The sequence below is a fragment of the Pseudomonas sp. QE6 genome, assembly GCF_041379005.1.
GTDB lineage: Bacteria > Pseudomonadota > Gammaproteobacteria > Pseudomonadales > Pseudomonadaceae > Pseudomonas.
This window is the reverse complement of the sequence record NZ_CP166873.1, coordinates 2,277,572-2,303,501: the sequence shown is the minus strand read 5'-3', so window position 1 is coordinate 2,303,501 and position 25,930 is coordinate 2,277,572. Positions and strand designations below refer to the sequence as shown.

Sequence of the window (25,930 nt, the reverse complement as noted above, 5' to 3'; positions counted from 1 at the left end):
TCAGCGGGCCTTGACCAGCAGCCCGGCGTCCCGCGCCGCGGCAGTGGTGTGATCCTGGGTCACGGGATCGATATCGACGACCGAGGTCCGGACCTGCACAACGGCATCGACCGGTTCAGTGACGGGCGCTGGCTGTTGACGGCTGAGGCTCTCCGCCGGCAGGGGCGAGGAGCTCGACGAGCGCAACGAATCGGCGCGTTCATGGGCCTCGCGCACATCATCGGTGGACAGACCGGTACGCTGGATCAGCCCCTCGGCCTGGGTGTTCTCGCCCTCCAGGTACATCAGGCTGAGCAGGTTGGTGGCCGGCAGCTTGCCGCCCTCGCTGAGCTCCAGCGCGGTGATGAACTCGAAGCGCGCGCCGCTGCGATCGCCGCGCTCCAGCAGCACCACGCCCAGGTCGTTGCGGAAGTCGCTGTCGGTCGGCTGCAGCCGCGCCGCCTCACGCAGCTCGCGCTCGGCCTCGATGCGGTTGCCGTTGCGCATGGCGATCAGGCCCAGGCCATGGTGCGCCTCGCCGGCCTTGCAAGTGCCCAGCAATGCCTGGTACTCGGTCCGCGCCAACGGACTGCCGATACGCCGCAGCGCCAGTGCCTTGCTCTCGCGCACGTCCAGCGAGTCCTGCGGCAGGGTTTCCAGATTGGCCAGGGCGGCGTGGGCGCGGCCCTGGTCGAGCATTTCCCGCACCAGGTTGAGCTGCAACTCCACCGCTTGCGGCAAGTGCTCGCTGCATGCCTGGCCGACTGGACCGCCACCCAGCGTGCCGAGGTTGGCGCAACCGCCCAGCGTCAGGCTCAGCAGACCGACTGCGACTGCGTTTCTCATTTCATGCCCCCCAATGCCTTGGTAATCGCGATGAACCCCGGCCCGGCGAGGATGATCAACAGTGCCGGGAACAGCAGCAGCATCATCACCAGGCTCATCTTCGCCGACAGCTTGCTGACCTTTTCCTGCAAGCGGGTCAGCCGGCGGTCCTCGAACAGTTGCTTGAGCGTCAGCAGCGAGCTGCGCGCACTGCCCCCCTGGCGCACCATCTGGCGCAGCACGTTGCAGCAGTCGCTGAGTTCGCTCACGGCCAGGCGCTTGTTGAGCAGCTCCAGCTCGTCGGCCAGATCCAGGCCGCTATCGATATGCGCCAGCACGGTTTCCAGTTCCTCGGCCAGCACCGGCACGATGTTCTGCCCTTCCTGGCGTACCACCCGCAGGCCTTGCTCCACCGTCAGGCCGGAGTCGAACAGGATGCGGATCAACTGGATGAACACGATCACTTCCTCCGCCAGGCGCTCGCGGCGCTTGCTGGCGAAATGCGCCAGCACACGTTTGGGCAGGAGGAATCCGACTCCCGCGGCGAAGACCACCGGCAGCAACGGTGATTCGAATAACGGTTTGGGCATCATGCTGACGGCCAGCGCCAGCCCCACCAGCAACAACGGGCATAGCAGCAATGACATCAGGTAGATGCTGCGCGGTGTACTGCCGCTCCAGCCTGCCTGCTCCAGCAGGATGCGCACCTCGTGGTCACGCAATTGCAGCCGCTGCGCCAACCCACTGCCGCCCACACGCCCCAGCAAACCGACCAGAAGCCGTCCGCCGGCGCGCGGCAAGGGGCCGCTGCCCAGGCGCTGTTCGATCAGGCGCTGCTCGCGGCCGGCGGCGCGGCTCTGCGACAAGGCCACCAGCGCCGCAGCCAGGACCAGGATTACTACGAGCAGACCATAGGTCATCGGCATTGCCCGCCTCCTAGATGCTCTTGAGCATGCGCCAGAGCGTGTAGCAGCCCAGCACCTGCAGTCCGAGGGAGGTCAACAGCAGCCAGCGTCCGCTGCTGTCGAGCCACATGTTCATCAGATAGCCGGGATTGGTGAACAGGATGTAGGCCCCCAGGCTTACCGGCAGGACTGCCAGCACCAGGGCGCTCAGGCGGGTCTCCCCGGTCATGGCGTGCAGCTGGCGACTGAGTTTCTCCCGCTCGTGGATGACCTTGATGATGTTTTCCAGCAGGTCGGTGGTATTGCCGCCATAGCGGTGGTTCACCGCCACGCCAAGGGAAAACACGTGGAGCTCCTCCTGGTCATAGAGCTCCGCCACTTCCTGCAGGGCTTCAGGCAGGCTGATGCCGAGCTGCACATGGTTGGTCGCCAGGGCGAAGACCTCTCGCAGCGGGTCGTCCGACGCATTCACCGCCTGAGCGATGGCGTCGCCCAGGGTCCGCCCCGAATGCAGGCTGCGCACCACCTGGTCGAGGAAGTTGGGCATCTGCCGGATCATCCGTTTCAGACGCCGCTGGTACAGCACGTTGAGCAGCACATGTCCGCCGGCCAGCGCCAGCACCACGGCGCCCAGCGCACCAGGCGCACCGCCCAGGCGGGCACCGAGCAACCCCATCAGCAGCGCCGCCACGCCGAAACACAGCAGCCAGCGGCGCATGTCGGCAACACCCGCGCGACGCATGCGCCGCGCCAGCCAGTGGCTGCTGCGGCCGCGCGCCGTCTCCGCCGGCAGCGCGCCGCTGCCGCTCAGGCGCTGCAGCACCTGCTCGTTGTGCCGAGTGCGCCAGGCCATGATGCCGGTCAGCAGGCCAAAGAGAGCCAGCACCAGGCTGACCGCGGCCAGCAACAGGGCACCGCTCATACCACCACCTGGCGGAACTTCAGCCCGCCCGGCTGGGCAGTGCGGACGAACTGTCCGCTGCCCCGGCGGTCGAGCTTGAACAGGGAGTTGGTGACATACACCCCGTCACGCACCTCCAGCACTTCGATGATCTCGCTGATGCAACGACGGCCGCTGGCCAGGCGGGTGATCTGCACGATGATGTCCAGCGCCGAGCAGAGCATCTGCCGCAGGGTCTGCTCCGGCACTCGCTGGCCGGTCAGGCCGACCAGCATCTCCAGGCGCAGCAGCGAGTCCATGGCGGAGTTGGCGTGCACGGTGCTCATCGAGCCGTCGTGGCCGGTGTTCATGGCCTGCAGGACGTCGAGCACTTCCACGCCTCGGATCTCACCGAGGATGATGCGGTCCGGGCGCATCCGCAGGGCGTTGCGGATCAGCTCGCGGGCGGTGACCTCGCCGAAGCCCTCGGCGTTCGGCGGCCGGGTTTCCAGGCGCACCACGTGGTTGTGGCCCAGTTGCAGCTCGGCGGTGTCCTCGATGGTGACGATGCGTTCGCGCTCGTCGATGAAGCTGCTCATCACGTTGAGCAACGTGGTCTTGCCGGTGCCGGTGCCGCCGCTGATGAGGATGTTGCAGCGGTTTTCCACCGCCTCGCGAAGGAAAGCCAGCATCGGTTCGTCGACACTCTGGTAGCCCAGCAGGTCGGCGCTCTTGAGCAGTTCCTTGCTGAACTTACGGATGGAAAGGCAGGGCCCGTCCAGCGCCACCGGCGGGATGATCGCGTTGACCCGGCTGCCGTCGGGCAGGCGCGCATCGACCATCGGGCTGGACTCGTCCAGGCGCCGGCCCAACGGCGCAAGGATGCGCTGGATCACCCGCTGCACATGGTGATCGTCGATGAAGCGCAGGTCGCTCTGGTACAGCCGACCACCGTGCTCGACGAAGACCCGGTCGGGGCCGTTGACCAGGATTTCCGAGATGTTCGGGTCGCGCAGCAGGATTTCCAGCGGGCCGAAGCCGGTCAGCTCATCCACCACCTCTTCGGCGAGGCGGTCGAGCTCGTAGCGGGATATTGCCAGCTGGCGGCGCGCGGCGTATTCGCTCACTTTTTCCGAGACGTACTGGGCCACTGCCGGGCGGGCGCCTTCCAGCAGGTTCATGCCGTCTTCGTCGATCTCGTCGATGATGTAGCGGTGCAGGCGCATTTTCAGCGCTTGCAGGTCCTGGTCATGGCGCCCGGAAAAACCACCGTCGCTGCCGTAGCTCATGGCCGCACCGCCTTCGGCCAACCGAGCCAGGCGAAGCGTCTGGGCCGTTCACCAATGTTCGCCCCCAGGTTATCCGCCAGGTCGCGCAGCTTCACGGTCAGCGGGTCTCGCGGCGACAGCTCGAACAGGCTTTGGCCGATGTTCTTCGCCCGCAGGCGCGCCTCCGGCGAGGCTGGCAGCACGCCGAACAGTTCCAGGCCGAACATCTTGCCCAGGGCCGCCGAATCCGGCGGCACGGACGGCCAGTAGCGCTCGATCAGCAACTCGATGCGCGGCAGCGTGGAACTGCGCTCGCGCAACCGGCGCAGGCGCTCCAGCCCCTTCTTGCAGGACGGCACGCTCTGGTCCACCAGCCAGAGAACGCGATTGGCCTGGCCCAGCAACTGGCTGCTGAGCTCGCCCTCGGCGACGCCGGTGAGGTTGACCAGCACATGGGTGAAGGCACTGCGCAGGTTGCCCAGCAGCAGATAGAGCTCGGCGGTGGTGACTCGCTCCAGGATGCCCGGCTCGTCCGACAGGCTGAGGATGCGCAGCCCGGAGTCATGGCGAGTGAAGGCACTGTCGATCAGCGTCTGGTCGAGACGGCGCAGGTTGCGCATGGCATCGGCAAAGCTGAAGGCCGACTCCATGCCGAGGATCGCCAGCGCCTCGCCGGTGGGCTGGCCGATGTCCACCAGCAACACGCGGTTATCCGCCTGGCGTTGCAGCGCCAGGGCCAGGTGCAGCGCCACGAAGGCGCCATCGGCGTCCGGCCGTGCGCTCACCAGGCTCACCAGCTCCCCCTGCCGCGCGGCGCTCACCGGCACGCTGGGCAAGCGGCCGCCCAGGCGGCGGATCAGACCGCTCAACTCGCTGGCGCGGGCACCATAGGTGACGAAATCGCGGGCACCGGCGCGCATCGCCGCCAGAACCAGCTGGTTGTCCAGGCCATCGCCTACCGCCACCACCGAGAGCAGCGGACGGGCCGACACCAGCCCCTCGACCAGCGAACTCTGCGCCACCAGGTTGGCCTTGTTCAGGCTGGTGAACAGGACGCTGGCGCCGGTGACATCGAGCAGCGCCAGCAGCTCTTCCAGGGTTCCGCTGTTGGCCACCACCACTTGCCCGCAGCTGGCCAGGCTGCTCTGAAGCCACTCCTGCTCGCCGGGATGCTGTACCAGTGCGACGAATGTCTGACTCATGCTGTCGCTCCCTTCCCTGCGGCCCGTTTTCTGGCGGGATGCCGCGTCATAGGTGTCCATCAGCGCGACATCCCGCTGCTGGCCTTGCGCTGATCGAAACGGCCGTCTTCGAGGAAATAGAATTCGCCGAAACCCGGGTCGTACTTGCGCAGGCCCTCGCCCGGCAGCGTCGGCAGCGAGGCGGTGGCCGCCAACGGCTGGACCAGGTGCGGCGTGACGATCATCAACAGCTCACGGTCGTCCTTGTCCAGGCTCGAGGAGCGGAACAGCGCACCGATCACCGGGATGTTGCCGAGGAAGGGGAACTTGTCGATGTTGCTGATGGTGCTGCTGCTGATCAGCCCACTGATCACGAAGCTCTCGCCGTCGGCCAGCATCACGCTGGTGTCGGTGCGCCGCACGGTCAGCGCCGGCACCGCGATGTCGTTGGTGCGGATGCCACTGGAGAAGTCCAGCTCGCTGACCTCAGGTGCCACCTTCAGGGCGATGCGCCTGTCGCTCATCACCGTGGGCGTCAGGGTCAGACGAACACCGAACTCCTTGTACTGGATGGTGATGGTGTCGTTATCGCCATTGGGCACCGGAATGGGGAACTCGCCGCCGGCCAGGAACGAGGCGCTCTGCCCGCTGGTCGCCACCAGGCTCGGACGCGCCAGGGTATAGGCGAATCCGCTGCCCTCCAGGGCATTGATGAAGCCCAGCCATTTGCTGCTGCCGCCACCCCAGATGATGTTGAAACCGCCATTGGCATTGCCGAAGGTGCCATCCAGATTGCCAATGGGATCGACCGTCAGGTTCCCCAGGCTGCCCGGAGATCCCAGCACGAAGGTATTGGAACCCCGCCGCACCAGGGAGGTGCTGGCCTGCTTGAGTTTGCTGCGGCTGACCTCGACGAAGCGGATGTCAGTCTGCACCTGATTGGACAGGCCGGCGGCAAGGTTGCCTGGCGCCCCTCCCGCATCGGCGATTGCCCGCGAACCGACGCGCACCACGCTGCTCATCGGCTGGTCGCTGCAGGGGGTCCAGATCAACAGGCTGGTCAGGCCCTCGGCCTTGCCGGTGACGAGGAAGTCACGCTTGTCGACCACCTGCACGTCGGCAATGTTCGGATCGCCAATGGCCAGTCGCTTGATCGGCACCGGCAGTTGCTGGTCGAGCTGGGCGCCCTGCTGGACGTCGAGATTCAGTTGCTGGCCGGCGAAACCGGCACAGGCGCTCGGCACCGCCTGCGCGGCGGAGTGGACGGCACAGGCCAGAAGCGCGGCCAGCGACAGAATGAAGCGCTTGGACATCGATGCACTCCTTGCTCAATGTGCTTCACGGGTGACGGCGGTACCGCGATAGACCACGATGCCCGAACTCACCTCCGGCGCCGAAACCTGGCGTGCGACCGGCGCAGAGCGGGCCTTGCCGAGCAATTGTTCGAGGGTGATCGGCTGGCTGCCGGACGCATTCAGCGATGCCTGTATATAGCGCCCCTGCTGCTCCTTCTCGTAGAGGTTCTCGTCCTTGCTGCGCACCGCCAGGCGCAGCGAGCCGGCCTGGCTGGCGAGCATCAGGCGCGAGGCCGCCTCGGCCGGCACGGCCAGCACAGCGGTGCGCGGCGGGCGCGGGGTCTTGTCCTTCGGGTCACCGCCGTTGCGGGCCTGGCCGTCATTGGCGACGGCGATCTGCTCACCGTAGGTCAGGACGCGCACGCCGGGCAGCACGACCTGGGCACTGATAACGCGATCAGTACCCTGCTGATCCTTCACGAAGAGCATCACGTCGACGTAATCGCCGGGCAGCACGAAGCCACCACCGCCAATCACCTCATCCACCGCGATGGCCATGGCTCGCTCGTCCGGTCGGATGGTCCGCGCCAGTGGGCCGCCCGGCTCCATCAGCGCCGCGGAAAGAATGCTGCCGGCCGGTACCGCGACCCAGACGCGCTGACCGATCAGGGCTTCAGGCTTGGGATAACTACCCTCTGGCGCGGTGTGCAGCAGCTCAATGGCCAGATCGTCCTTGCCGATCACCGTCAGCGCCGCGAGATCGCGGCGCGCCACCACCACAGGAGTCCGTTGCAGCTTGTCCGCCTCAGCCATTGCAACGGGTGCGACCTCCTGAACGGCGCCTGCGACCGGCGCCGTCGGCTTCCCCATCGACAATCCCAGATAACCCACAACCCCAGCACACAACAGCAACAGCCCGGCGAAAACCATCAGCACCTTGCTATTCATGACCACATCCTTGCGTGTTATCGGGATGAGCGGACCTGTGGTCCACAGCCTGATCGGAAGTCACAACACCGGGAGTGCCGGTATACGCCCTTCAGACCCTTATTGTTGTTTCGGCCCGACGAGGAAGTTCGATAAGAAGCATTCCTCATAATTAGTTCCTGCTTGTTCCAAAGCAGAATTTAGTTGCTGCGGTAATAGCGTCAAATGCCGGTGTGAAAATTCCAATCCTCAGATAGTTCTACTTCGCCATGACTATAACTTTGGTATTAGCACCATTTGATCAATTGCATTCCGCCATACCGAGCCTAGCCTGACGGTGAAGTCGGGGCGTCGCCCCGGTGGTGCCGCTAGGAGCAATCACGATGAACCTGAACACCAAAGATCTGACGCTGAAGCTGTACTGCAAGGCAAAAGCTTTCGTTGCCGACAGGGAAGGTGCAACCGCCATCGAATATGCGGTAATTGCTGGCCTGATCGCGGTAGCCATCGTGGCAATGGCCAGAACTCTTGGCACTGATATCGGTGGCGTATTCACCAAGATAAGCGGTGAGCTTCCCAAGTAATCCCTGATAATTGCCCGAGCGGTCAACAAACAGAACATGAAATACCCGCAAAACTTCGCGGGTATTTCATGTCGAGCCTGGAAAAATCGTCCACCGCCTAAAGTTCCGCCACTTCCCGCCGATACATCCTGCCTACCCCTTCGTTCCACCTGCAGGATGCTTTACCGATGCTTCGCTCGCTGTCCTTCGCCAAGAAGATTCTTCTGGCGGCCTCCCTCGTGGTCATCTTCGCCTTCGCCTGCTTCATCCTCTTCAACGACTTCCGCCAACGCGAGGCGATCCACGACGCCACCGACTCCAAACTGACCGAGGTCGGCACCCTGACCGCCAGCAACATCCAGAGCTGGCTGGAAGGCCGCATCCACCTGGTGGAGAGCGAAGCCGCGCAACTGGCCGACGGCGAACCGACGCCCGAGCGCATCCAGCACGTGCTGGAGCAGGCGGTGTTGCAGAAGAACTTCGAATCGGTCTACCTCGGCGAAGCCGCCAGCGGCGTGTTCACCATGCGCCCCTATGCGCCGATGCCCGATGGCTATGACCCGCGCCAGCGCGGCTGGTACAAGGATGCCGTGGCCGCTGGCCGGCTGATCGTCACCGAGCCCTTCCTCGACGCCGGCACCAACGAGCAGATCCTCGCCATGTCCATGCCGGTGATGCGCAACGGCCAGCTGATCGGCGTCGCCGCCGGCGACATGAAGCTGGAAACCATCACCGCCATCATCAACTCGCTGAAGTTCGACGGTAACGGCTACGCCTTCCTGGTCAGCGACGCCGGCAAGATCCTGCTGCACCCGGACAGCCAGCAGATCTTCAAGAACCTCTCCGACATCTACCCGCAGGGCGCCCCGAAGGTACAGACCGGCGTGCAGGAAGTCAGCCTCGATGGCGAAGAGCAACTGGTATCCATGTTCCCGGTGAAAGGCCTGCCGGGCGTGACCTGGTACGTCGCCCTGGTGCTGGACAAGAGCGCGGCCTATTCGATGCTCAGCGACTTCCGCACCTCGGCCATCATCGCCACGATCATCGCCATCGCCGCCATCCTGCTTCTGCTGGGCATGCTGATCCGCGTACTGATGGCCCCGCTGAACGACATGGGCCGTGCCATGCAGGACATCGCCCAGGGTGACGGCGACCTCACCCAGCGCCTGAAGGTCGCCAGCAACGACGAGTTCGGCGTGCTGGCCAACGCCTTCAACCGCTTCGTCGAGCGCATCCACGAGTCGATCCGCGAAGTGGCCTCCACCGCCCGCAGCCTGCATGACGTCTCGCAGCTGGTGGTCAACGCCTCCAACTCGTCCATGAGCAACTCCGACGAACAGGCCAACCGCACCAACAGCGTGGCCGCCGCGATCAACGAGCTGGGCGCCGCCGCCCAGGAGATCGCCCGCAACGCCGCCGACGCCTCGCACCACGCCACCGATGCCTCGCACCAGGCCGGCGACGGCCGCCAGGTAGTCGAGCAGACCATCAGTGCGATGAACCAGCTGTCGGACAAGATCAGCTCCGCCTGCGCCAACATCGAGGCGCTGAACAGCCGCACGGTGAACATCGGCCAGATCCTCGAGGTGATCAAGGGCATCTCCGAGCAGACCAACCTGTTGGCGCTGAACGCCGCCATCGAGGCGGCCCGCGCCGGGGAAGCCGGCCGTGGTTTCGCCGTGGTCGCCGACGAAGTGCGCAACCTGGCCCACCGCGCCCAGGAGTCCGCCCAACAGATCCAGAAGATGATCGAGGAGCTGCAGGTCGGCGCCCGCGAAGCCGTGGACACCATGACCGAAAGCCAGCGCTACAGCCTGGAAAGCGTGGAGATCGCCAACCGCGCCGGCGAGCGCCTGGCCAGCGTCACCCACCGCATCGGCGAGATCGACTCGATGAACCAGTCGGTGGCCACCGCCACCGAGGAACAGACCGCCGTGGTCGACTCGCTGAACATGGACATCACCGAGATCAACACCCTGAACCAGGAAGGCGTGGAAAACCTCCAGGCCACCCTGCGCGCCTGTGCCGACCTGGAGAACCAGGCCGGCCGCCTGCGCCAGCTGGTGGACAGCTTCCGCATCTGATCAGTGCGAAAAAGCAAAAGGCGCCTTCGGGCGCCTTTTTTGTTCGCGACAGGCAGGCCTCGCCCGCCCTACCGTTCGTCCTCCTGCCTCAAGCTTTTCCCCGGCGTGCCGACAGCAAAGATGAAGGTCCGCGAGAACAACGAATCCAGGCGGACCCGATATCACCGCTGGCACATGGGAGTGCCGGCCCCGCCCGCCCGGCTACCCGCCGAGCCGGCTTCGTCCGTTCCGTCACCACACGGGCGGGCGCACCCTGGCGACATCGGACCTGTCGCCCGGACCCACGCCGTTCTGGCATCCCACTACCTCCGGACTCGACGCAGCATGATCAAGAGCCTGAAATTCAGCCATAAGATCCTCCTGGCCGCCTCGCTTGTGGTTTTCTCCGCTTTCGCCCTCTTCACCCTCTACAACGACTACCTGCAGCGCAACGCGATCCGCGAGGATCTCGAAGACTACCAGCGGGAAATGGGCACGGTGACCGCGAGCAATATCCAGAACTGGCTGAGCGGCCGATTGCTGCTGATCGAAAGCACGGCGCAGACCATCGCCCGCGACAATGCGCCGGACAAGCTTGCCGCGCTGCTGGAACAGAACACCCTGCGCAGCACGTTCAACTACACCTACCTGGGCCAGGAAGACGGCACCTTCACCATGCGGCCGAACGATGCCATGCCCGACGGCTACGACCCACGTACCCGTCCCTGGTACAAGGACGCCCAGGCCGCCGGCGGCACCACCCTGACCGAGCCGTACATCGACGCGGCTACCCAGCAGTTGGTCATCACCATCGCCACTCCGGCCCGCAATGGCGGCAAGACCGTTGGCGTGGTCGGGGGTGACCTTGGCCTGCAGGCCCTGGTACAGATCATCAACTCGCTGAACTTCAGCGGCATGGGCTACGCCTTCCTGGTCAGTGGCGACGGCAAGATCCTCGTGCACCCGGACAAGAGCCTGGTGATGAAGACCCTGGCCGAGGTCTACCCGCAGAACACTCCGAAGATCGGCAACGGCTTCAGCGAAGCCGAGCTCAACGGCCAGACCCGCATCCTCAGTTTCACCCAGGTGAAGGGGCTGCCCTCGGTGAACTGGTACATCGGCCTGTCCATCGACAAGAGCGCCGCCTACGCCATGCTGAGCAAGTTCCGCGCCTCGGCCAGCGTCGCCGCGGCCGTCGCCATCGTCGCCATCCTGCTCCTGCTGGGCATGCTGATCCGCGTACTGATGGCTCCGCTGAACGACATGGGCCGCGCCATGCAGGACATCGCCCAGGGTGACGGCGACCTCACCCAGCGCCTGAAGGTCGCCAGCAACGACGAGTTCGGCGTGCTGGCCAACGCCTTCAACCGCTTCGTCGAGCGCATCCACGAGTCGATCCGCGAAGTGGCCTCCACCGCCCGCAGCCTGCATGACGTCTCGCAGCTGGTGGTCAACGCTTCCAACTCGTCCATGAGCAACTCCGACGAACAGGCCAACCGCACCAACAGCGTGGCCGCGGCGATCAACGAACTGGGCGCCGCCGCCCAGGAGATCGCCCGCAACGCCGCCGACGCCTCGCACCACGCCACCGATGCCTCGCACCAGGCCGGCGACGGCCGCCAGGTGGTCGAGCAGACCATCAGCGCGATGAACCAGCTGTCGGACAAGATCAGCTCCGCCTGCGCCAACATCGAGGCGCTGAACAGCCGCACGGTGAACATCGGCCAGATCCTCGAAGTGATCAAGGGCATCTCCGAGCAGACCAACCTGCTGGCGCTGAACGCCGCCATCGAAGCGGCCCGCGCCGGGGAAGCCGGCCGCGGTTTCGCCGTGGTCGCCGACGAAGTGCGCAACCTGGCCCACCGCGCCCAGGAGTCCGCCCAGCAGATCCAGAAGATGATCGAGGAGCTGCAGGTCGGCGCCCGCGAAGCCGTGGACACCATGACCGAAAGCCAGCGCTACAGCCTGGAAAGCGTGGAAATCGCCAACCGCGCCGGCGAGCGCCTGGCCAGCGTCACCCACCGCATCGGCGAGATCGACTCGATGAACCAGTCCGTGGCCACCGCCACCGAGGAGCAGACCGCCGTGGTCGACTCGCTGAACATGGACATCACCGAGATCAACACCCTGAACCAGGAAGGCGTGGAAAACCTCCAGGCCACCCTGCGCGCCTGCGCCGACCTGGAGAACCAGGCCGGCCGCCTGCGCCAACTGGTGGACAGCTTCCGCATCTGATCGCTGCGAAAAAACAAAAGGCGCCTTCGGGCGCCTTTTTTGTTCGCGAGCAAGCGGAATCCGCTCTCCTAGGCGCGTTGGGGGCGCCAGGCCCTTATCCGCTATGGGCGAACCTGGGTCCGCTCAATGCCCTCAGCGCCGCTTGCTCCCCCCCAACAGCGCGCCCATCAATCCACGCACCAGCTGTCGGCCAATCTGGTTGGCCGCCTGCCGGACCACGGTCTTCGCCGTCTGGCTGGCCAGGGTGCCAAGCAGCTCGCCGGCCAGCCCGCCCAGGTCGCCGCCGAAGCCCTTCTCCTCCGGTTTGGCTTCCGTCGGCGCCATTTTGTCGTCAGCGCGCCCGGTGAGCCTCTCGTACGCGGACTCTCGATCGATCGGTTGATCGTAGCGGCCCGCCAGCGGCGAGCGGCGGATCACCTCCGCACGTTCGGCGTCGCTCAGCGGGCCGATACGCGACTGCGGCGGCGCCACGGCAACACGCTGGACCATGGCCGGCGTGCCCTTCTCCTCCAGCGTGCCCACCAACGCCTCGCCAATGCCCAGCTCGGTCAGCACCTTGAGGCTGTCGAACGCCGGATTGGGACGGAACCCATCGGCCACCGCGCGCAGCGACTTCTGCTCCTTGGCGGTGAAGGCCCGCAGGCCATGCTGGATGCGCAGACCCAGCTGCGCCAGCACGTCGTCCGGCAGATCGCTCGGCGACTGGGTGACGAAATACACGCCCACCCCCTTGGAGCGAATCAGCCGCACCACCTGCTCCAGACGGTCCTGCAACGCCTTGGGCGTGCCGTTGAACAGCAGGTGCGCCTCGTCGAAGAACAGCGCGAGGATCGGCTTGTCGGCATCGCCGCGCTCGGGCAACTGCTCGAACAGCTCAGCCAACAGCCAGAGCAGGAAAGTGGCGTAAACCTTGGGCGCGTCGTGCACCAGCATGCTGGCGTCCAGCAGGTGGATACGGCCACGACCATCGGCCTCGGGGCGCAGCAGGTCTTCCAGCTGCAGGGCCGGCTCGCCGAAGAATGCCTCGGCGCCCTGCTGCTCCAGCAGCGCAAGACGGCGCAGCAACGCCTGGGACGAGGCGGCGGTGAACAGCGCGCGGTCCTCGCCGAGGATTTCCGGATGCTCCTTGAAATGGTTGAGCAGCGCCTTGAGGTCCTTCAGGTCGAGCAGCAGCAACCCCTCGCGATCCGCCACCTTGAACGCCGCGAACAGCGCGGCCTGCTGGCTCTCGGTCAGTTCCAGCAGGTTGGCCAGCAGCAGCGGCCCCATCTCCGACAGCGTGGTGCGCAGCGGATGCCCGGACTTGCCGGCCACATCCCACAGGCTCACCGGATAGGCCTTGGGGGTGTAGTTCAGCCAGGGCATGCTGGCGATGCGCTCGGCCACCTTGCCCTGCGGATTGCCGGCAGCCGCGATGCCGCACAGGTCGCCCTTGATGTCGGCGGCGAAGACCGCGATGCCGGCATCGCTGAAGGACTCGGCCAGGCGCTGCAGGGTGACGGTCTTGCCGGTGCCGGTGGCGCCGGCGATCAGGCCGTGGCGGTTGGCGAGCTTCCAGGCCTGGCCGACCGGCTGGCCGTCGGGACCCGCGCCGATGATGAGTTCGTTCGTGGATGACATCCGTTGTTCCCCTTCAGTGGCCCTGTCGCGATGAATTCAACAGCAAGAGTGGCGTGTCCCGCGGCACTGCGCAATCGACTAGCCCGGTACTTTGAAGACATGCTTGAGGTAGTGCAGGAAGTTCTCGTCCCTGCACTGGGTCTTGCCCGGCGTATCGGAAATCTTCGCCACCGGGTGCCCGTTGCAGGCGGTCATCTTCAGCACGATATTCATCGGCGTGGCACCGGGCACATCGCAGGTGAAATGGGTGCCGATGCCGAAGCTGACGTCGATTCGCCCCCTCAGCGCCCGATAGATTTCCAGCGCGCGCGGCAGGTTCAGGCCATCGGAGAACACCAGGGTCTTGCTGCGCGGATCGATGCCCAGGCGCTCGTAGTGGCGGATGGCCTTTTCCGCCCAAGCCAGCGGGTCGCCCGAGTCATGGCGCAGGCCGTCGAAGAGCTTGGCGAAATACAGGTCGAAATCGACCAGGAAGGCATCCATGGTGATGCAGTCGGTCAAGGCGATGCCCAACTGGCCACGGTACTCGCGGACCCAGCAGTCCAGCGCGGCGGCCTGGCTGTCGATCAGCCGCGGGCCGAGCTGCTGGTGCGCCATCAGCCATTCGTGGGCCATGGTGCCCAGCGGCTTCACCCCCAGCAGGCGCGCGAGGTGCACATTGCTGGTGCCGACGAAGTGGCCGGGGAAGCCGTCGCGCAGGTCCCGCACCACGGCCTCCTGCACCGGATAGGAGAAGCGCCGGCGGGTGCCGAAATCGGCCATCTTGAACCCGGCCAGTTCCTCGGCGCTGGCCTCGCCACGCAGCCAGTGGAACTTCTCCTGCAGACGATCACGCACCGCCGTCAGCGACGCGCCCGGATAGCGGTGGCGATTGCGCACCTCGCTGATGGTCGCGAGCAGCGGTACCTCGAAGAGGATCACGTGCAGCCAGGGGCCATTGAGGCGGAGGAAGAACTCGCCATTCTCGACGCCCATCTGCACATAGCAGGGATTGAAGCGGAACAGGCCGAGAAAGCGGATGAAGTCGGGCTTGAAGAACGGAATGCGTTCGAGGAAGGCCAGCTCCTGGGGCGCGAACGACAGCTGCGACAGGTACTCGACCTGTTCGCGGACCGGGTCCAGGTAGGCCCGCAGGTCTTCCTCGTTGCGGCAGCGAAACTCCCACTCCACTTCGGCGTTGGGATAGTTGTGCAGCACCGCCTGCATCATGCTCAGCTTGTAGAAATCGGTATCCAGCAGGTTCTGCACGATCCGCCGGGAAAATACGCTGTCGCTCATGCTCGTCTCGTTGCAGGCTTCGAACCGGCAGTCTAAACCCGCCGCCCACAAAAAACCCCGCCGAAGCGGGGTTCTTGTCAGATACACGAAGCTCAGCGCGATTGCGCAACGCCACCCTGCGACATGCCGAACAGGAACAGCAACAGGTCCTGGTCCGGACTGGCCGCTTCCTTGTGACGCATGTTGGGCGGTACCGGACAGGAGTCCGCCCGGCTCGAAATGACCGAGGGAGAGGGTTCATGCCAAGCGGCCGCCGCCAGGGTGGCCACCCCGAGCGCGCCGACCAGGAGCAAACTTCGCGTAAATTCTAATTTCATGTCTGCAACCCTTTGATGGCGCTGCCAAACGCCGCTTGGTAACCATAGACAAAGGCCTGCCACTGCGCTTCTGTCCACGACGAACGGCGTTTCACCTGGCGAAGGTCGTGACGAGCGGCGCGCTGGGCGCTGAAACGTCGGCGGGCCTTCTCCATGTCGATCAGCGCCACTTCAATCTTGTCGCCGTCCACCCGCACGAAGACGTGCTTGAGGTACAGGCAGCCATGCTGCCAATGGCCGGCGTTAAGTTTGGCGAGGGTACTACCGTATTGTTGCAGAATGCGTTGATGCAGCGCTTCGCCCCAACGTTCGCGGTCGCCACGGGCGTAGCAGTCTTCCAGGCTGGAGAAACCGTCGAGGGATTCGGTGACCAGCAGCGCCTGCCATTCACCGTTGACCTTGCGGCAACCGGCGTAGACCAGGGTCGGGACCTTCACACCCAGGGCCTCGGCGGCCTTGAGCGCATCACGCTCGCGAATGGCGGTGGGATAACCGAAGGGATGCAGCAGATCGCGATAGATGTGCCCCATCTGCTGCTTGCGGTACAGCAGGCGCCCGTCAGCAGTCAGGACGCGCTGCACACCGCTTTCGCCGCCGCGCCGCCGATTCGGTTCCTCTACCCATTTGCCGGGAATCTGCAACCAGCGATCGATAGCGTTTTCACCGGAAATTTGCTGCAGAGATGCCAGATCAGCGGCCATTGTTACTCCTTACGCAGAATGTAGACCCGCCACATATGGATCAGCGGGACGAAATCAATGTGATCCTGAACCTTGAAACCTGCTTGGCGGAACTCCGCCTCGATGGTCTTGGCCGGAATCACGAAACGGTTCTGGTAGGCGTGCTTCTTGCGGGAGGCTTCGGCGCGCTTGCGTTTCCAGGACTTGAAGTTGCCATCCACCCACATCGACAGGATCACCGAGTCACGGGTGACGCGGTGGAACTCGCGCAGCATGGTCAGTCGGTCGTCCACTTCGCCGATGTGGTGCATCAGACGCATCGAGAAGATGCTGTCGACGGCGTTGTCCGGCAGATCGATGGCGAACGCCGAAGTCTGCAAAGGTCGAACGCGTTTTACAACCTCTTCCGGCTGCCCGGCACAGGCGACCGCGATCATGTCCGGCGAGTTGTCCGCCCCGATGATCACGCGGTTTTCCTTTTCAGCCAGCATCGGCCAGAAGCGCCCGGCGCCGCACGGCAGGTCGAGCACCAGATTGGGCTGACCGGCGAGTTTGAGTGCCTGGCGGGCAACTTGGACATCCCGCCAGTGGGAAAGTTTCCGCGACAGCCCGGCCTGGTGTTTACGCAGATAGCGCTCGGCATGCTGGCGGTCGTATTTCTGGGAAAACTCCAGATCGACGGGTTTGTCACTCATCGGATGTTTACCTATCCCTATCTCGGATCGAACGATACCAACCAGCCTGTCACAGGCTGGTCACCCACTTGTGAAGTTTTCGTCAAAGAACGGCTAGGCAAACTTCGAAGCGACAGCCGTGTGGTTCAACCGGATGCAAGCTGACGTCCCAGCCTTCCGAGGCGCAGATGCGCTTGACCAGCGACAACCCCAGCCCAAGCCCCTCGCCACGCGGGTTCGCGCCCCGCACGAACGGCTGGAACACGCGTTCGCGCTGCTCTTCGGGGATTCCCGCACCGGTGTCTTCGACCCAGAATCCGGTTGCGGAAAGTTGTAAGCGGATGCTGCCTGTTTCGGTGTAGTGCATCGCGTTGCGCAATAAATTGCTCATTACCGAGCGAAGAAACGGTGCGTTGAACTGGCCAGGCATGGCTTGCGCCCCCACGAATTCCAGTCGCAACCCTTTCGCTTCGATCGGCCCGCGCCATTGTCCGACCAGTTCCTCGGCGATCTGCAGAAGTCCCGCCTGCGGGACGATTCCCATATCCTTGCGCTGCGCGCGTGCCAGCAGCAGGAAGGTCTGGACCAGGTCACGCATCTCCTCGCAGGCGCTGGTCATCCGCGCCAGCTGATTACGCGCCCTGGCGCTCAAGCCGGGCTCCTCGGCCAGCAGTTCGCAGCTGGTGGCGATCACCATCAGCGGGGTGCGCAACTCATGGCTGACGTCGCTGGTGAAAAGCTTTTCCCGGGTCAGCACGTCGTGCAGCCGGCCCATGGCGTAATCGAAGGCCGATGCCAGCTCACCCACCTCGTCACGGGCATAGTCCGGGGCCATCGGCGGCGCCAGCTCCAGCAACTGGTCGCGGTGACGTACCTGGCGCGCCAGGCGGGCCACCGGCTCCATGACCTTGCGCGACAGCAGCCAGCCCAACAGGCCGGCCAGCGTCAGGCTGAGCACGTAGCCGGTAACCACGGAGGCGTAGAGAACCTGCTCGCGCGCCTCGAAATCGCTCTGGTCCTGCAGCAGCACGAAGCGCCGGCCACCCTCATCACGCACCAGCGCATGGAAGGACAACTCGCCGTCGAAGACCTCGTGGAACCCTTCATCCAGGCGGCGCAGCGCCGGCGGCATGGCATACACGCCCTGGCCATCGCTGATGAAGAAGCGCATGCCGGGATCGAGCTTCGGGGCCTGGCCGATCGCCAGGTCCGCCTGGAGAATCCGATCGAGCTCACCGCCCAGATCGTGGGAGATCAGTCGCTCCTCGACGACATGGACCACCCCGACGATCCCGACCGAAAAGAGTCCGCCTACCGCGGCGGTCATGAGTACGAAGGCAAAGACAATCCGTCGGGAAAGGCTCTGCTTATACTCCATTCGCTTCCTCCGCCAGGCGGTAGCCGACGCCGTGCACGGTGTGCAGCAGCGACGAATCGAAAGGCTTGTCGATCACCTGGCGAAGTTGGTGGACGTGACTGCGCAGGCTGTCGCTGTCCGGGCAGTCGTCACCCCAGACCGCCTCTTCCAGCACGTCGCGACGCACCACATGGGGACTCTTCTGCATCAGCACCGCCAGCAGCTTCAGGCCGATGGGGTTGAGCTTGAGCGGCTTGCCGTTGCGGTTCACTTCCAGCGTGTCGAGGTTGTAGCTCAGGTCACCGACCTGCAGCTCGCGGCGTCCGCCGCCCTGGCTGCGGCGCAGCACGGCCTCGATGCGGGCCGCCAGCTCCGACAGGGCGAACGGCTTCAACAGGTAATCGTCGGCGCCGGAACGGAAGCCCTGCAGGCGGTCATCCAACTGGTCGCGGGCGGTGAGCATGATCACCGGGGTGTCGCGCCGGGCGTCCTCGCGCAACCGGCGGCACAGCGTAAAGCCGTCCAGCCCCGGCAGCATGACGTCGAGCACAATCAGGTCGTAATGGGATGTCGCTGCCAGATGCAGCCCGGAAAGCCCGTCCTGCGCGCAATCCACCGTATACCCCTTGAGTCCGAGGTAGTCGGCCATGTTCGCCAGAATGTCCCGATTGTCTTCAACCAACAGAATGCGCATGAACTCTCCTCCGAAGTGCACCCTAGCCTATCTTCCTTAAATGGAACTTAAACGGGTTTGACACAAATTTCACATTCGAATGAGAGCGCGGTAACGGCACCGAGCCGCCCCGGCGCCAGGCGTGGCTCACTCGCCCTCGCCGACGACCCCGAACTCGATCGGCGTCTTCACGTAGAACAGCTTGACCCCGGCCTGACGGATCACCGCGAAGATCCGTTCGGACTCCTCGGCACTCACCGCCATGGTGACCTCCTGCGGCTGATCGGCCAGCTCGAAGAAGTGCGTGTAGTGAATCCGCCCGGTCTTGCCGAATCCTTCGCTTGCGGTCATCAGGGTCGCGCCGCGCACACCCTGCCGCCGCGCCTCCTCCAGCAGCCACTGGGCAAGCGGCAGGCCGGCATGCTTGCGGTCCTGCTGGGTGAAGAACTTCAACTGGAAACCGTTCATCTCTACCTCCCCATATTCATCGCCCCATCAGCCAGTGGATCGACAGCAGACCCAGCATGGTCATCAGCAGCGAACCCGCCAGGTGCGTGGCGACCGCGCCCAGCGCCCAGACCAGACGGCCCTGCTGAAGCAGTACCACGACCTCGGCAGAAAAGGTCGAAAAGGTGGTCAGCCCGCCACAGAAGCCGGTAATGATCAGTAACCGCCATTCTGGCGCCAGGCCCGGGGAATTGGCGAAGAAGGCGATGGCCGCGCCGATGATGTAGCCGCCCAACAGGTTGGCGACCACCGTGCCCGGCGGCAGGGAAGGCAGCAGCGTGTTGAGCTTGAGCCCGAGCACCCAGCGCAGCAGCGCACCGAGGGCGGCGCCGAGGGATACGGCGAGAATGGATTTCCACATGATCCTGTCCTTGGGAGGGATGTTTTGGACAGGCTGCAGGCGAGCGCCTACGCGCCTTTCCAGGTCAATGCGTAGGCATCATCAGCCACGAGGGCGGTTGAAGGAGGAATGCCATCTCCTGCTGCGCAGTCTGGCATAACCCTCACGCATGAAAAAGCCCCGCCTAGGCGGGGCTTCTTCCTACAGCAGATGCCGGGTGGCTTACATCATGCCGCCCATGCCACCCATGCCGCCCATGTCCGGCATGGCCGGAGCAGCCTTGTCGTCGACCACTTCGGCAACCATGGCCTCGGTGGTGATCATCAGACCGCCGATGGAAGCAGCAGCCTGCAGGGCCGAACGGGTGACCTTGGCCGGGTCCAGGATGCCCATCTCGATCATGTCGCCATAGACACCGGTAGCGGCGTTGAAGCCGAAGTTGCCGGAACCCTGCTTGACCTTGTCGACCACCACGCTCGGCTCGTCACCGGCGTTGGCGACGATCTGGCGCAGCGGAGCTTCGACAGCGCGACGCAGCAGAGCGATACCGACGTTCTGCTCTTCGTTGTCGCCCTTCAGGCCTTCGATGGCTTGCAGAGCGCGCACCAGGGCCACGCCACCGCCAGGAACCACGCCCTCTTCCACCGCAGCACGGGTAGCGTGCAGGGCGTCTTCGACGCGGGCCTTCTTCTCTTTCATCTCGACTTCGGTGGCAGCGCCAACCTTGATCACGGCAACACCGCCGGCCAGCTTGGCCAGACGCTCTTGCAGCTTCTCGCGGTCGTAGTCCGAAGAGGTCTCTTCGATCTGCTTGCGGATCTGCAGGACGCGGGCTTCGATGTCAGCCTGGGCGCCAGCGCCGTCGATGATGGTGGTGTTTTCCTTGTTCAGGACTACGCGCTTGGCGTTACCCAGGTGCTCCAGGGTGGCGCCTTCCAGGCTCAGACCGACTTCTTCGGAGATGACGGTACCGCCGGTCAGGATGGCGATGTCCTGCAGCATGGCCTTGCGGCGATCGCCGAAGCCCGGAGCCTTGACAGCGGCGACCTTGACGATGCCGCGCATGTTGTTGACCACCAGGGTGGCCAGGGCTTCGCCTTCGACGTCTTCAGCGACGATCAGCAGCGGGCGACCGGCCTTGGCGACAGCTTCCAGCACCGGCAGCATTTCGCGGATGTTGGAGATCTTCTTGTCGACCAGCAGCAGCAGCGGGCTGTCGAGCTCGGCAGCCATGGTGTCCGGCTTGTTGATGAAGTACGGGGACAGGTAGCCGCGGTCGAACTGCATGCCTTCTACGACGGACAGTTCGTTTTCCAGGCCCGAGCCTTCTTCAACGGTGATCACGCCTTCCTTGCCGACCTTGTCCATGGCTTCAGCGATGATTTCGCCGATGGATTCGTCGGAGTTGGCGGAAATGGTGCCGACCTGGGCGATGGCCTTGGAATCGGCGCACGGCTTGGCCAGGTCTTTCAGCTGAGCAACGATGGCCACGGTGGCCTTGTCGATGCCGCGCTTCAGGTCCATCGGGTTCATGCCGGCGGCAACGGCCTTCAGGCCTTCGTTGACGATGGCCTGGGCCAGAACGGTAGCGGTGGTGGTGCCGTCACCGGCAGCGTCGTTGGCCTTGGAGGCAACGTCTTTCACCAGCTGGGCGCCCATGTTCTCGAACTTGTCTTTCAGCTCGATTTCCTTGGCAACGGAAACGCCATCCTTGGTGATGGTCGGAGCGCCGAAGGACTTGTCCAGTACCACGTTACGGCCTTTCGGGCCGAGGGTGGCTTTGACAGCGTCGGCCAGGACGTTCACGCCGACCAGCATTTTCTTGCGAGCGGAATCGCCGAACTTAACTTCTTTGGCAGCCATGTTCTCTTTCCTCTAAATCGAATTCAGTGGGTTGGGGGACGGACTGGATCAGTCTTCCAGGACGGCGAGGATCTCGGACTCGCCCATCACCAGCAGCTCTTCACCGTCGACCTTGATGGCGTTGCTGCCCGAGTACGGGCCGAAGACCACCTTGTCACCCACTTTCACTGCCAGAGCGCGAACTTCGCCGTTGTCCAGCACGCGGCCGGCGCCGACGGCGACCACTTCACCGCGGTTCGGCTTCTCGGCGGCGGAACCCGGCAGCACGATGCCACCTGCGGTCTTGGTCTCTTCCTCGCTGCGACGGATGACGACGCGGTCATGCAGAGGACGAAGCTTCATAGTCGTAACTCTCCCAAACAGTGATTTCCAACGGCCGGATCGATGCCCGGCAGGTTTTGTTGAATCCGGCGGTGCCGGTTTGCGACCCGGTTGGCGAGTCGCGTAAAGAGCAGCCTGTCCGTGTGACAGGGACCTTGCGGTGACCGGTACATAAGGTCGCTACAAGGCATTTCAAGGGTATGAAGAAAAAATTTTTACTCGGATGGGCGCCGCGAAGGGCCAGGGCCGCTCGCCGCTCAACGCAGACGGTCGCGCTCTTCCTCGCGGCGCTGGTATTCCCCTTCGATCACATTGGGACCGCCACGCTGCTGGGCAGCGGGATCGTCGGCGAAGGCGCGCCGACGCATGGCCTGCTCCTGCATGCGCTGGCGCACGCGACCGAGCATCAGGTGACGGGTGAAGGGGATCAGGCAGAACAGGCCGATGATGTCGCTGATGAAGCCCGGCAGCATCAGCAGGCCGCCGCCGACGGCGATGACCAGGCCATCGAGCATTTCCTGCTCGGGCAACTCGCCGCGGCTCAGGCGCTCACGGGCGCGCATCGCCGTCGCGAAGCCGGCCACGCGCAGCACCGCGGCACCGATGAAGGCGCCGGCGATGATCAGCAGAAGGGTCCAGCCCACGCCGATCACGCTACCGACCTTGATCATCACGGCCAGCTCGATCAGCGGGAACAACAGAATCAGGAAAAGGGGAACTCGCATCAGTGAATCCTTGGCGGGGCAATTGCCCGGGTAAAGGCTAGGTGGCGACGCCCCGCCCTGATTTCAAGGGATATCTCAAGCCTGGATCACTTCATTGCCCGGCCAGACTTCTGCCCGCGCCAGCTGCACCAGCGCCTGGCGGACCTCGCCAGGATCGCCGCACGGCGCGGGGAACGGCAACCAGTGCAGGACCTGGCCGATCCGCAGGTGGAAACCTTCTGTATCAATTCCCGCCAGCTCCGGCGTTGCCTCGCCCGGCAGTTCGGCCAGTTGGACATAGTGCGCCACGGCATTGGCGTGGTCGCTGTTCATGTGCCCGACCATGCCCCGCTCCACTTCACCGACGAAGGGGTTGGCCAGCGGCACGCTCTCGGCGCTCAGCCAGTGGATGTCGCCGAAACCGCCAATGTAGCGCCATTGCACCGGCTCCAGTACCCAGAAATCGAAGTCATGGACGATGTGGTAGTCCTGCGAACCGGGGAAGTAACGGTAGTAGCGCTCGGCGGCGTCGGCGATGGCGTCCACGTCCTCGACCTGCCGCGCCTCGGCCAGCAGGGTCAGGCGGCCGGCGGCCTGGATGTCGTCGGCGCTGCGTTCGCCGATCAGCAACGAACACTTGCCGTCCTGCAGCAGGTTATGGGTGTGCTGGGCGATGCGGCTGATCAGGATCAGCGGCCGGCCCGCCGCGTCCAGGCAGTAAGGCACCACCGAGCCAAAGGGGAATCCCGGCCACTTTTTCGAGTGGGTGGAGAGGACCGCGCGGTATTCCTTGAGCAGCAATTCTCGGGCATTCTTAGCGGCTTTCACGCTCACCTTTATGACTCCTCGCAAAGAATCCGTCGTAAAACGGACGGGCAGGATGACTCTGTTCTCAGCTGCCGGCGAGGCTTCTCACCAGAAACTGTTCGTGGGGTTGTTCAGATGCAATTGAAAGACAAGGTCATCATCATCACCGGGGGCTGTCAGGGCCTGGGGCGTGCCATGGGCGAGTATCTCGCCGCCAAGGGCGCCCGCCTGGCGCTGGTCGACCTCAACGCCGAAAAACTGGACGAAGCCGTGGCCGCCTGCAAGGCCGCCGGCGGCGACGCTCGCGCCTATCTGTGCAACGTCGCCAATGAGGAACAGGTTACCCATATGGTGGCCCAGGTCGCCAGCGACTTCGGCGCCATCAACGGCCTGGTCAACAATGCCGGCATCCTGCGCGACGGCCTGACCATCAAGGTCAAGGACGGCGAGATGAGCAAGATGAGCCTTGCCCAGTGGCAGGCGGTGATCGACGTGAACCTGACCGGCGTGTTCCTCTGCACCCGTGAAGTCGCCGCGAAGATGATCGAACTGAAGAACGAAGGCGCGATCATCAACATCTCCTCCATCTCCCGCGCCGGCAACATGGGCCAGGCCAACTACTCCGCGGCCAAGGCCGGCGTCGCCGCTGACACCGTGGTCTGGGCGAAGGAACTGGCGCGCTACGGCATCCGCGTGGCCGGCGTTGCACCGGGCTTCATCGAGACCGACATGGTCGCCAGCATGAAGCCCGAGGCCCTGGAGAAGATGACCTCCGGCATTCCGCTCAAGCGCCTGGGCAAGCCGATGGAAATCGCCCACTCGGTGGCCTACATCCTCGAGAACGACTACTACACCGGCCGCGTGCTGGAGCTGGACGGCGGTCTGCGCCTGTAATCCGCCCGGCCAATAAAGAGCCCCGCCAAGTGCGGGGCTTTTTATTGGGCTCTCGTAGGAGCGGAGCTTCTCCGCGAAATCCCGACGAAGCCGGGACAGTCGTGGTGGCCGGTCTTGCGGCCGCATCGCGGATAAGATCCGCTCCTACGAAAGCAGTGCGTGCCGGCGTCAAAGCCCCCCGCACGGACTTGGCACTACCAACCCACACCCAGACCCAGGGTGTAGCGGCGCTCGTTGACGTCACCGTCGTGGCCGCTGAGCTTGTCCCACTCCGCCTTCATGCTCAGGGACGCCCAGGAGGTCAGCTTGTAGCGCACGCCCGCCTCGCTATCGAGTTCGTAGTCCACGTTGGACTCCAGCGGCTTGCTGACCTCGCCGTTGGTGAAGAGCTCGAACTGCTTGGCCAGCAGGAAGCGGTTGTAGTCCCACTTCACGCTGCTGGAGTAGAAGTGGTCCTTCTCGTTATCGGTGAATTCGTAGTCGTTGCGGTTGATCAGGGTGGCCAGGGAGAAGGCCCCCAGCTCGTTGTCCCAGAACTGGTAGCCCGGACCGGTACCGACGGTGCGCTTCTTCTCCAGGTCCTCGACCCAGTCGCGCTTGTACTGTGCCTGGCCCTGCCAGAACCAGTGCTCGTCGAGGAAGCGGTCCAGCGCGTACTCGGCCGAGTAGTTGTTGGTGCTGACCGAGTCGTTCTTCTTCTCGCGGTTGTATTCGCCCTGCAGGTTGTGCCGCCAGCGGCCGTGGCGGGCGTTGGTCTTGAAGTCGATGTCGTAGTCCTCGACATCGTTCTCGGCCTGCTTGTGGTCGAGTGAAAAGTCGACGTTGCCGGTCCACACCCAGTCTTCGAGAATCGGCTTGGGCGGCATCATCTGCTCGATGCTGGCCACGTCCACCGTGCGCGGCGAACCGTTGACCAGGGTGACCTTGCCCGGGTCCGCGGCCTTGAGCCCCTTGGAGTGCTCGCCGTTTTCCTCGTCGTACTTCACCAGCAGGTTCTGGTCGGTCTCGAGGGTGGCGATCTGGTCGCCTTTCAGGGTGATGTCGCCGCCGTACTGGGTACTGAGCAGCAATTTACCGCCGTCGTAGAGCTTGATCGTACCGGTGAGGCGGTCGCCGTTCTTCAGCCAGACGGTGTCGGCAACGGCGGAGAGTGAACAACTGGCAAGTGCGACAAACAGCAGGTTTCTGGACAGCATGAGTCTGGGTCAACGGGCTCTGTGGGCAAAAAAGCCGGGCATTATCCAGACACCCGACGCTTGAGCAACGACTGACAGCCCCTTTTTGCGGAGAGTTCATCCACATCGACAGATGGGCATCGGGAAACCTGAGGATTTGCCCGCCGCCGACATCCCGATATGCTGCGAAAGCAAGCCGCAAAACGTGATCACGCCATGCCCAAGCGCAAGACCGACTCCCCAGCTCCCCCTGCCGATCTCGGACTGGAAAGCCTGCAGGTACGCCGCGAGGCCATCTTCCTGGTGCTCGCCCAGGTACCCGAGGGTTGCGTCGTCAGCTACGGCGAACTGGCTCGCCTGGCCGGGCTTGGGCGCGCGGCACGCCTGGTCGGGCGCATTCTCGGACAATTGCCGTCCGATACCCGCCTGCCCTGGCACCGGGTAATCGCCGCAGGCGGTCGCATCAGCCTTGCGCAAGGCACTCCGTCGGGCAACGAGCAGCGCGCACGATTGCGTGCGGAGGGTGTCAGAATCCATAACGATAGGGTGGACATACGTCGGCACGGCTGGCCTAGCAGCGAGCAGTCCTAGTAGAGTTC

Annotated in this window: 25 protein-coding genes, 1 pseudogene and 1 riboswitch; of the genes and pseudogenes, 6 read left to right on the top strand and 20 right to left on the bottom strand. The window is 64.4% G+C overall.

Annotation, left to right across the window (positions count from 1 at the left end):
• The 7 genes from ACAW63_RS10585 to cpaB are packed head-to-tail and all read right to left on the bottom strand — an operon-like array spanning position 1 to position 7,281.
• Complete coding sequence (locus ACAW63_RS10585; protein ID WP_371233511.1) at positions 1–825, bottom strand: hypothetical protein; 825 nt, start codon at positions 823–825, stop codon at positions 1–3.
• Positions 822–1,730, bottom strand: coding sequence for a type II secretion system F family protein (locus ACAW63_RS10580; protein ID WP_371233509.1), 909 nt, complete (start codon positions 1,728–1,730; stop codon positions 822–824). Before ACAW63_RS10580 ends, ACAW63_RS10585 begins: the two co-directional genes overlap by 4 nt.
• Positions 1,731–1,740: 10 nt before the next feature.
• Positions 1,741–2,631 (bottom strand): type II secretion system F family protein, encoded by an 891-nt coding sequence (locus tag ACAW63_RS10575; protein ID WP_371233507.1) that lies wholly within the window; start codon positions 2,629–2,631, stop codon positions 1,741–1,743.
• Positions 2,628–3,878, bottom strand: a complete 1,251-nt coding sequence (gene tadA / locus ACAW63_RS10570) for a type 4b pilus Flp biogenesis ATPase TadA (RefSeq protein ID WP_371233506.1) — start codon at positions 3,876–3,878, stop codon at positions 2,628–2,630. Before tadA ends, ACAW63_RS10575 begins: the two co-directional genes overlap by 4 nt.
• Positions 3,875–5,059 (bottom strand): type 4b pilus Flp biogenesis protein TadZ, encoded by a 1,185-nt coding sequence (gene tadZ / locus ACAW63_RS10565; protein ID WP_371233505.1) that lies wholly within the window; start codon positions 5,057–5,059, stop codon positions 3,875–3,877. The genes tadA and tadZ overlap by 4 nt, the downstream gene beginning before the upstream one ends.
• 59 nt (positions 5,060–5,118) lie before the next feature.
• Positions 5,119–6,351, bottom strand: coding sequence for a type II and III secretion system protein family protein (locus tag ACAW63_RS10560; RefSeq protein ID WP_371233504.1), 1,233 nt, complete (start codon positions 6,349–6,351; stop codon positions 5,119–5,121).
• Positions 6,352–6,366: 15 nt separating this feature from the next.
• Positions 6,367–7,281, bottom strand: coding sequence for a Flp pilus assembly protein CpaB (cpaB, locus tag ACAW63_RS10555; RefSeq protein ID WP_371233502.1), 915 nt, complete (start codon positions 7,279–7,281; stop codon positions 6,367–6,369).
• A 362-nt stretch (positions 7,282–7,643) separates the two neighbouring features.
• On the opposite strand from cpaB, the gene ACAW63_RS10550 reads away from it, so the two are divergent.
• From ACAW63_RS10550 to ACAW63_RS10535, 4 genes and pseudogenes are all read left to right on the top strand, one after another.
• Complete coding sequence (locus ACAW63_RS10550) at positions 7,644–7,844, top strand: Flp family type IVb pilin (RefSeq protein ID WP_371233501.1); 201 nt, start codon at positions 7,644–7,646, stop codon at positions 7,842–7,844.
• 167 nt (positions 7,845–8,011) lie between these two features.
• Positions 8,012–9,004: pseudogene (locus ACAW63_RS10545) on the top strand (cache and HAMP domain-containing protein); the annotation flags it as partial.
• A gap of 138 nt (positions 9,005–9,142) precedes the next feature.
• A complete protein-coding gene (locus ACAW63_RS10540; protein WP_371234640.1) occupies positions 9,143–9,907 on the top strand; it encodes a methyl-accepting chemotaxis protein in 765 nt (254 codons plus the stop codon).
• 324 nt (positions 9,908–10,231) lie between these two features.
• Positions 10,232–12,121 carry a methyl-accepting chemotaxis protein gene (locus tag ACAW63_RS10535; protein WP_371233499.1) on the top strand — a complete coding sequence of 630 codons (1,890 nt, stop codon included), beginning with the start codon at positions 10,232–10,234 and terminating at the stop codon, positions 12,119–12,121.
• A 132-nt stretch (positions 12,122–12,253) separates the two neighbouring features.
• On the opposite strand, the gene ACAW63_RS10530 is transcribed toward ACAW63_RS10535, so the two are convergent.
• The 12 genes from ACAW63_RS10530 to ACAW63_RS10475 form a co-directional block, all read right to left on the bottom strand.
• On the bottom strand, positions 12,254–13,741 hold the full coding sequence (locus ACAW63_RS10530) for a helicase HerA-like domain-containing protein (RefSeq protein ID WP_371233496.1): 1,488 nt from the start codon (positions 13,739–13,741) through the stop codon (positions 12,254–12,256).
• Between the two features lie 78 nt (positions 13,742–13,819).
• Positions 13,820–15,019: a nicotinate phosphoribosyltransferase gene (pncB, locus tag ACAW63_RS10525; RefSeq protein WP_371233494.1), complete on the bottom strand. Its 1,200-nt coding sequence runs from the start codon at positions 15,017–15,019 to the stop codon at positions 13,820–13,822.
• A gap of 313 nt (positions 15,020–15,332) precedes the next feature.
• Positions 15,333–16,037: a lipopolysaccharide kinase InaA family protein gene (locus tag ACAW63_RS10520; RefSeq protein ID WP_275610419.1), complete on the bottom strand. Its 705-nt coding sequence runs from the start codon at positions 16,035–16,037 to the stop codon at positions 15,333–15,335.
• A gap of 2 nt (positions 16,038–16,039) precedes the next feature.
• Positions 16,040–16,711: a class I SAM-dependent methyltransferase gene (locus ACAW63_RS10515; RefSeq protein ID WP_371233493.1), complete on the bottom strand. Its 672-nt coding sequence runs from the start codon at positions 16,709–16,711 to the stop codon at positions 16,040–16,042.
• Between the two features lie 82 nt (positions 16,712–16,793).
• The gene (locus ACAW63_RS10510; protein ID WP_371233492.1) at positions 16,794–18,068 is read right to left on the bottom strand and encodes a sensor histidine kinase; all 1,275 of its coding nucleotides are present in this window, start codon (positions 18,066–18,068) and stop codon (positions 16,794–16,796) included.
• Positions 18,058–18,741, bottom strand: a complete 684-nt coding sequence (locus ACAW63_RS10505) for a response regulator transcription factor (protein ID WP_275610416.1) — start codon at positions 18,739–18,741, stop codon at positions 18,058–18,060. Before ACAW63_RS10505 ends, ACAW63_RS10510 begins: the two co-directional genes overlap by 11 nt.
• Positions 18,742–18,867: 126 nt before the next feature.
• Positions 18,868–19,188: a DUF190 domain-containing protein gene (locus ACAW63_RS10500; protein ID WP_371233490.1), complete on the bottom strand. Its 321-nt coding sequence runs from the start codon at positions 19,186–19,188 to the stop codon at positions 18,868–18,870.
• 16 nt (positions 19,189–19,204) lie between these two features.
• Positions 19,205–19,588, bottom strand: coding sequence for a fluoride efflux transporter CrcB (crcB, locus tag ACAW63_RS10495; protein ID WP_371233488.1), 384 nt, complete (start codon positions 19,586–19,588; stop codon positions 19,205–19,207).
• 65 nt (positions 19,589–19,653) lie between these two features.
• A riboswitch (Fluoride riboswitch) is annotated at positions 19,654–19,716 on the bottom strand.
• Between the two features lie 73 nt (positions 19,717–19,789).
• Complete coding sequence (gene groL / locus ACAW63_RS10490; RefSeq protein WP_275610413.1) at positions 19,790–21,430, bottom strand: chaperonin GroEL; 1,641 nt, start codon at positions 21,428–21,430, stop codon at positions 19,790–19,792.
• Positions 21,431–21,478: 48 nt separating this feature from the next.
• The gene (locus ACAW63_RS10485; RefSeq protein WP_009617968.1) at positions 21,479–21,772 is read right to left on the bottom strand and encodes a co-chaperone GroES; all 294 of its coding nucleotides are present in this window, start codon (positions 21,770–21,772) and stop codon (positions 21,479–21,481) included.
• Positions 21,773–22,008: 236 nt separating this feature from the next.
• A complete protein-coding gene (locus ACAW63_RS10480) occupies positions 22,009–22,476 on the bottom strand; it encodes an FxsA family protein (protein ID WP_371233486.1) in 468 nt (155 codons plus the stop codon).
• Positions 22,477–22,551: 75 nt separating this feature from the next.
• Positions 22,552–23,289, bottom strand: coding sequence for a HugZ family protein (locus ACAW63_RS10475; protein ID WP_371233484.1), 738 nt, complete (start codon positions 23,287–23,289; stop codon positions 22,552–22,554).
• 108 nt (positions 23,290–23,397) lie between these two features.
• On the opposite strand from ACAW63_RS10475, the gene ACAW63_RS10470 reads away from it, so the two are divergent.
• Positions 23,398–24,156: an SDR family oxidoreductase gene (locus ACAW63_RS10470; RefSeq protein ID WP_275610410.1), complete on the top strand. Its 759-nt coding sequence runs from the start codon at positions 23,398–23,400 to the stop codon at positions 24,154–24,156.
• A 194-nt stretch (positions 24,157–24,350) separates the two neighbouring features.
• On the opposite strand, the gene ACAW63_RS10465 is transcribed toward ACAW63_RS10470, so the two are convergent.
• Positions 24,351–25,352, bottom strand: coding sequence for a DUF481 domain-containing protein (locus ACAW63_RS10465; protein WP_371233483.1), 1,002 nt, complete (start codon positions 25,350–25,352; stop codon positions 24,351–24,353).
• A gap of 195 nt (positions 25,353–25,547) precedes the next feature.
• Between ACAW63_RS10465 and ACAW63_RS10460 the strand changes: the two genes are divergently transcribed.
• A complete protein-coding gene (locus ACAW63_RS10460) occupies positions 25,548–25,922 on the top strand; it encodes an MGMT family protein (protein WP_371233481.1) in 375 nt (124 codons plus the stop codon).
• Positions 25,923–25,930 lie beyond the last annotated feature (8 nt).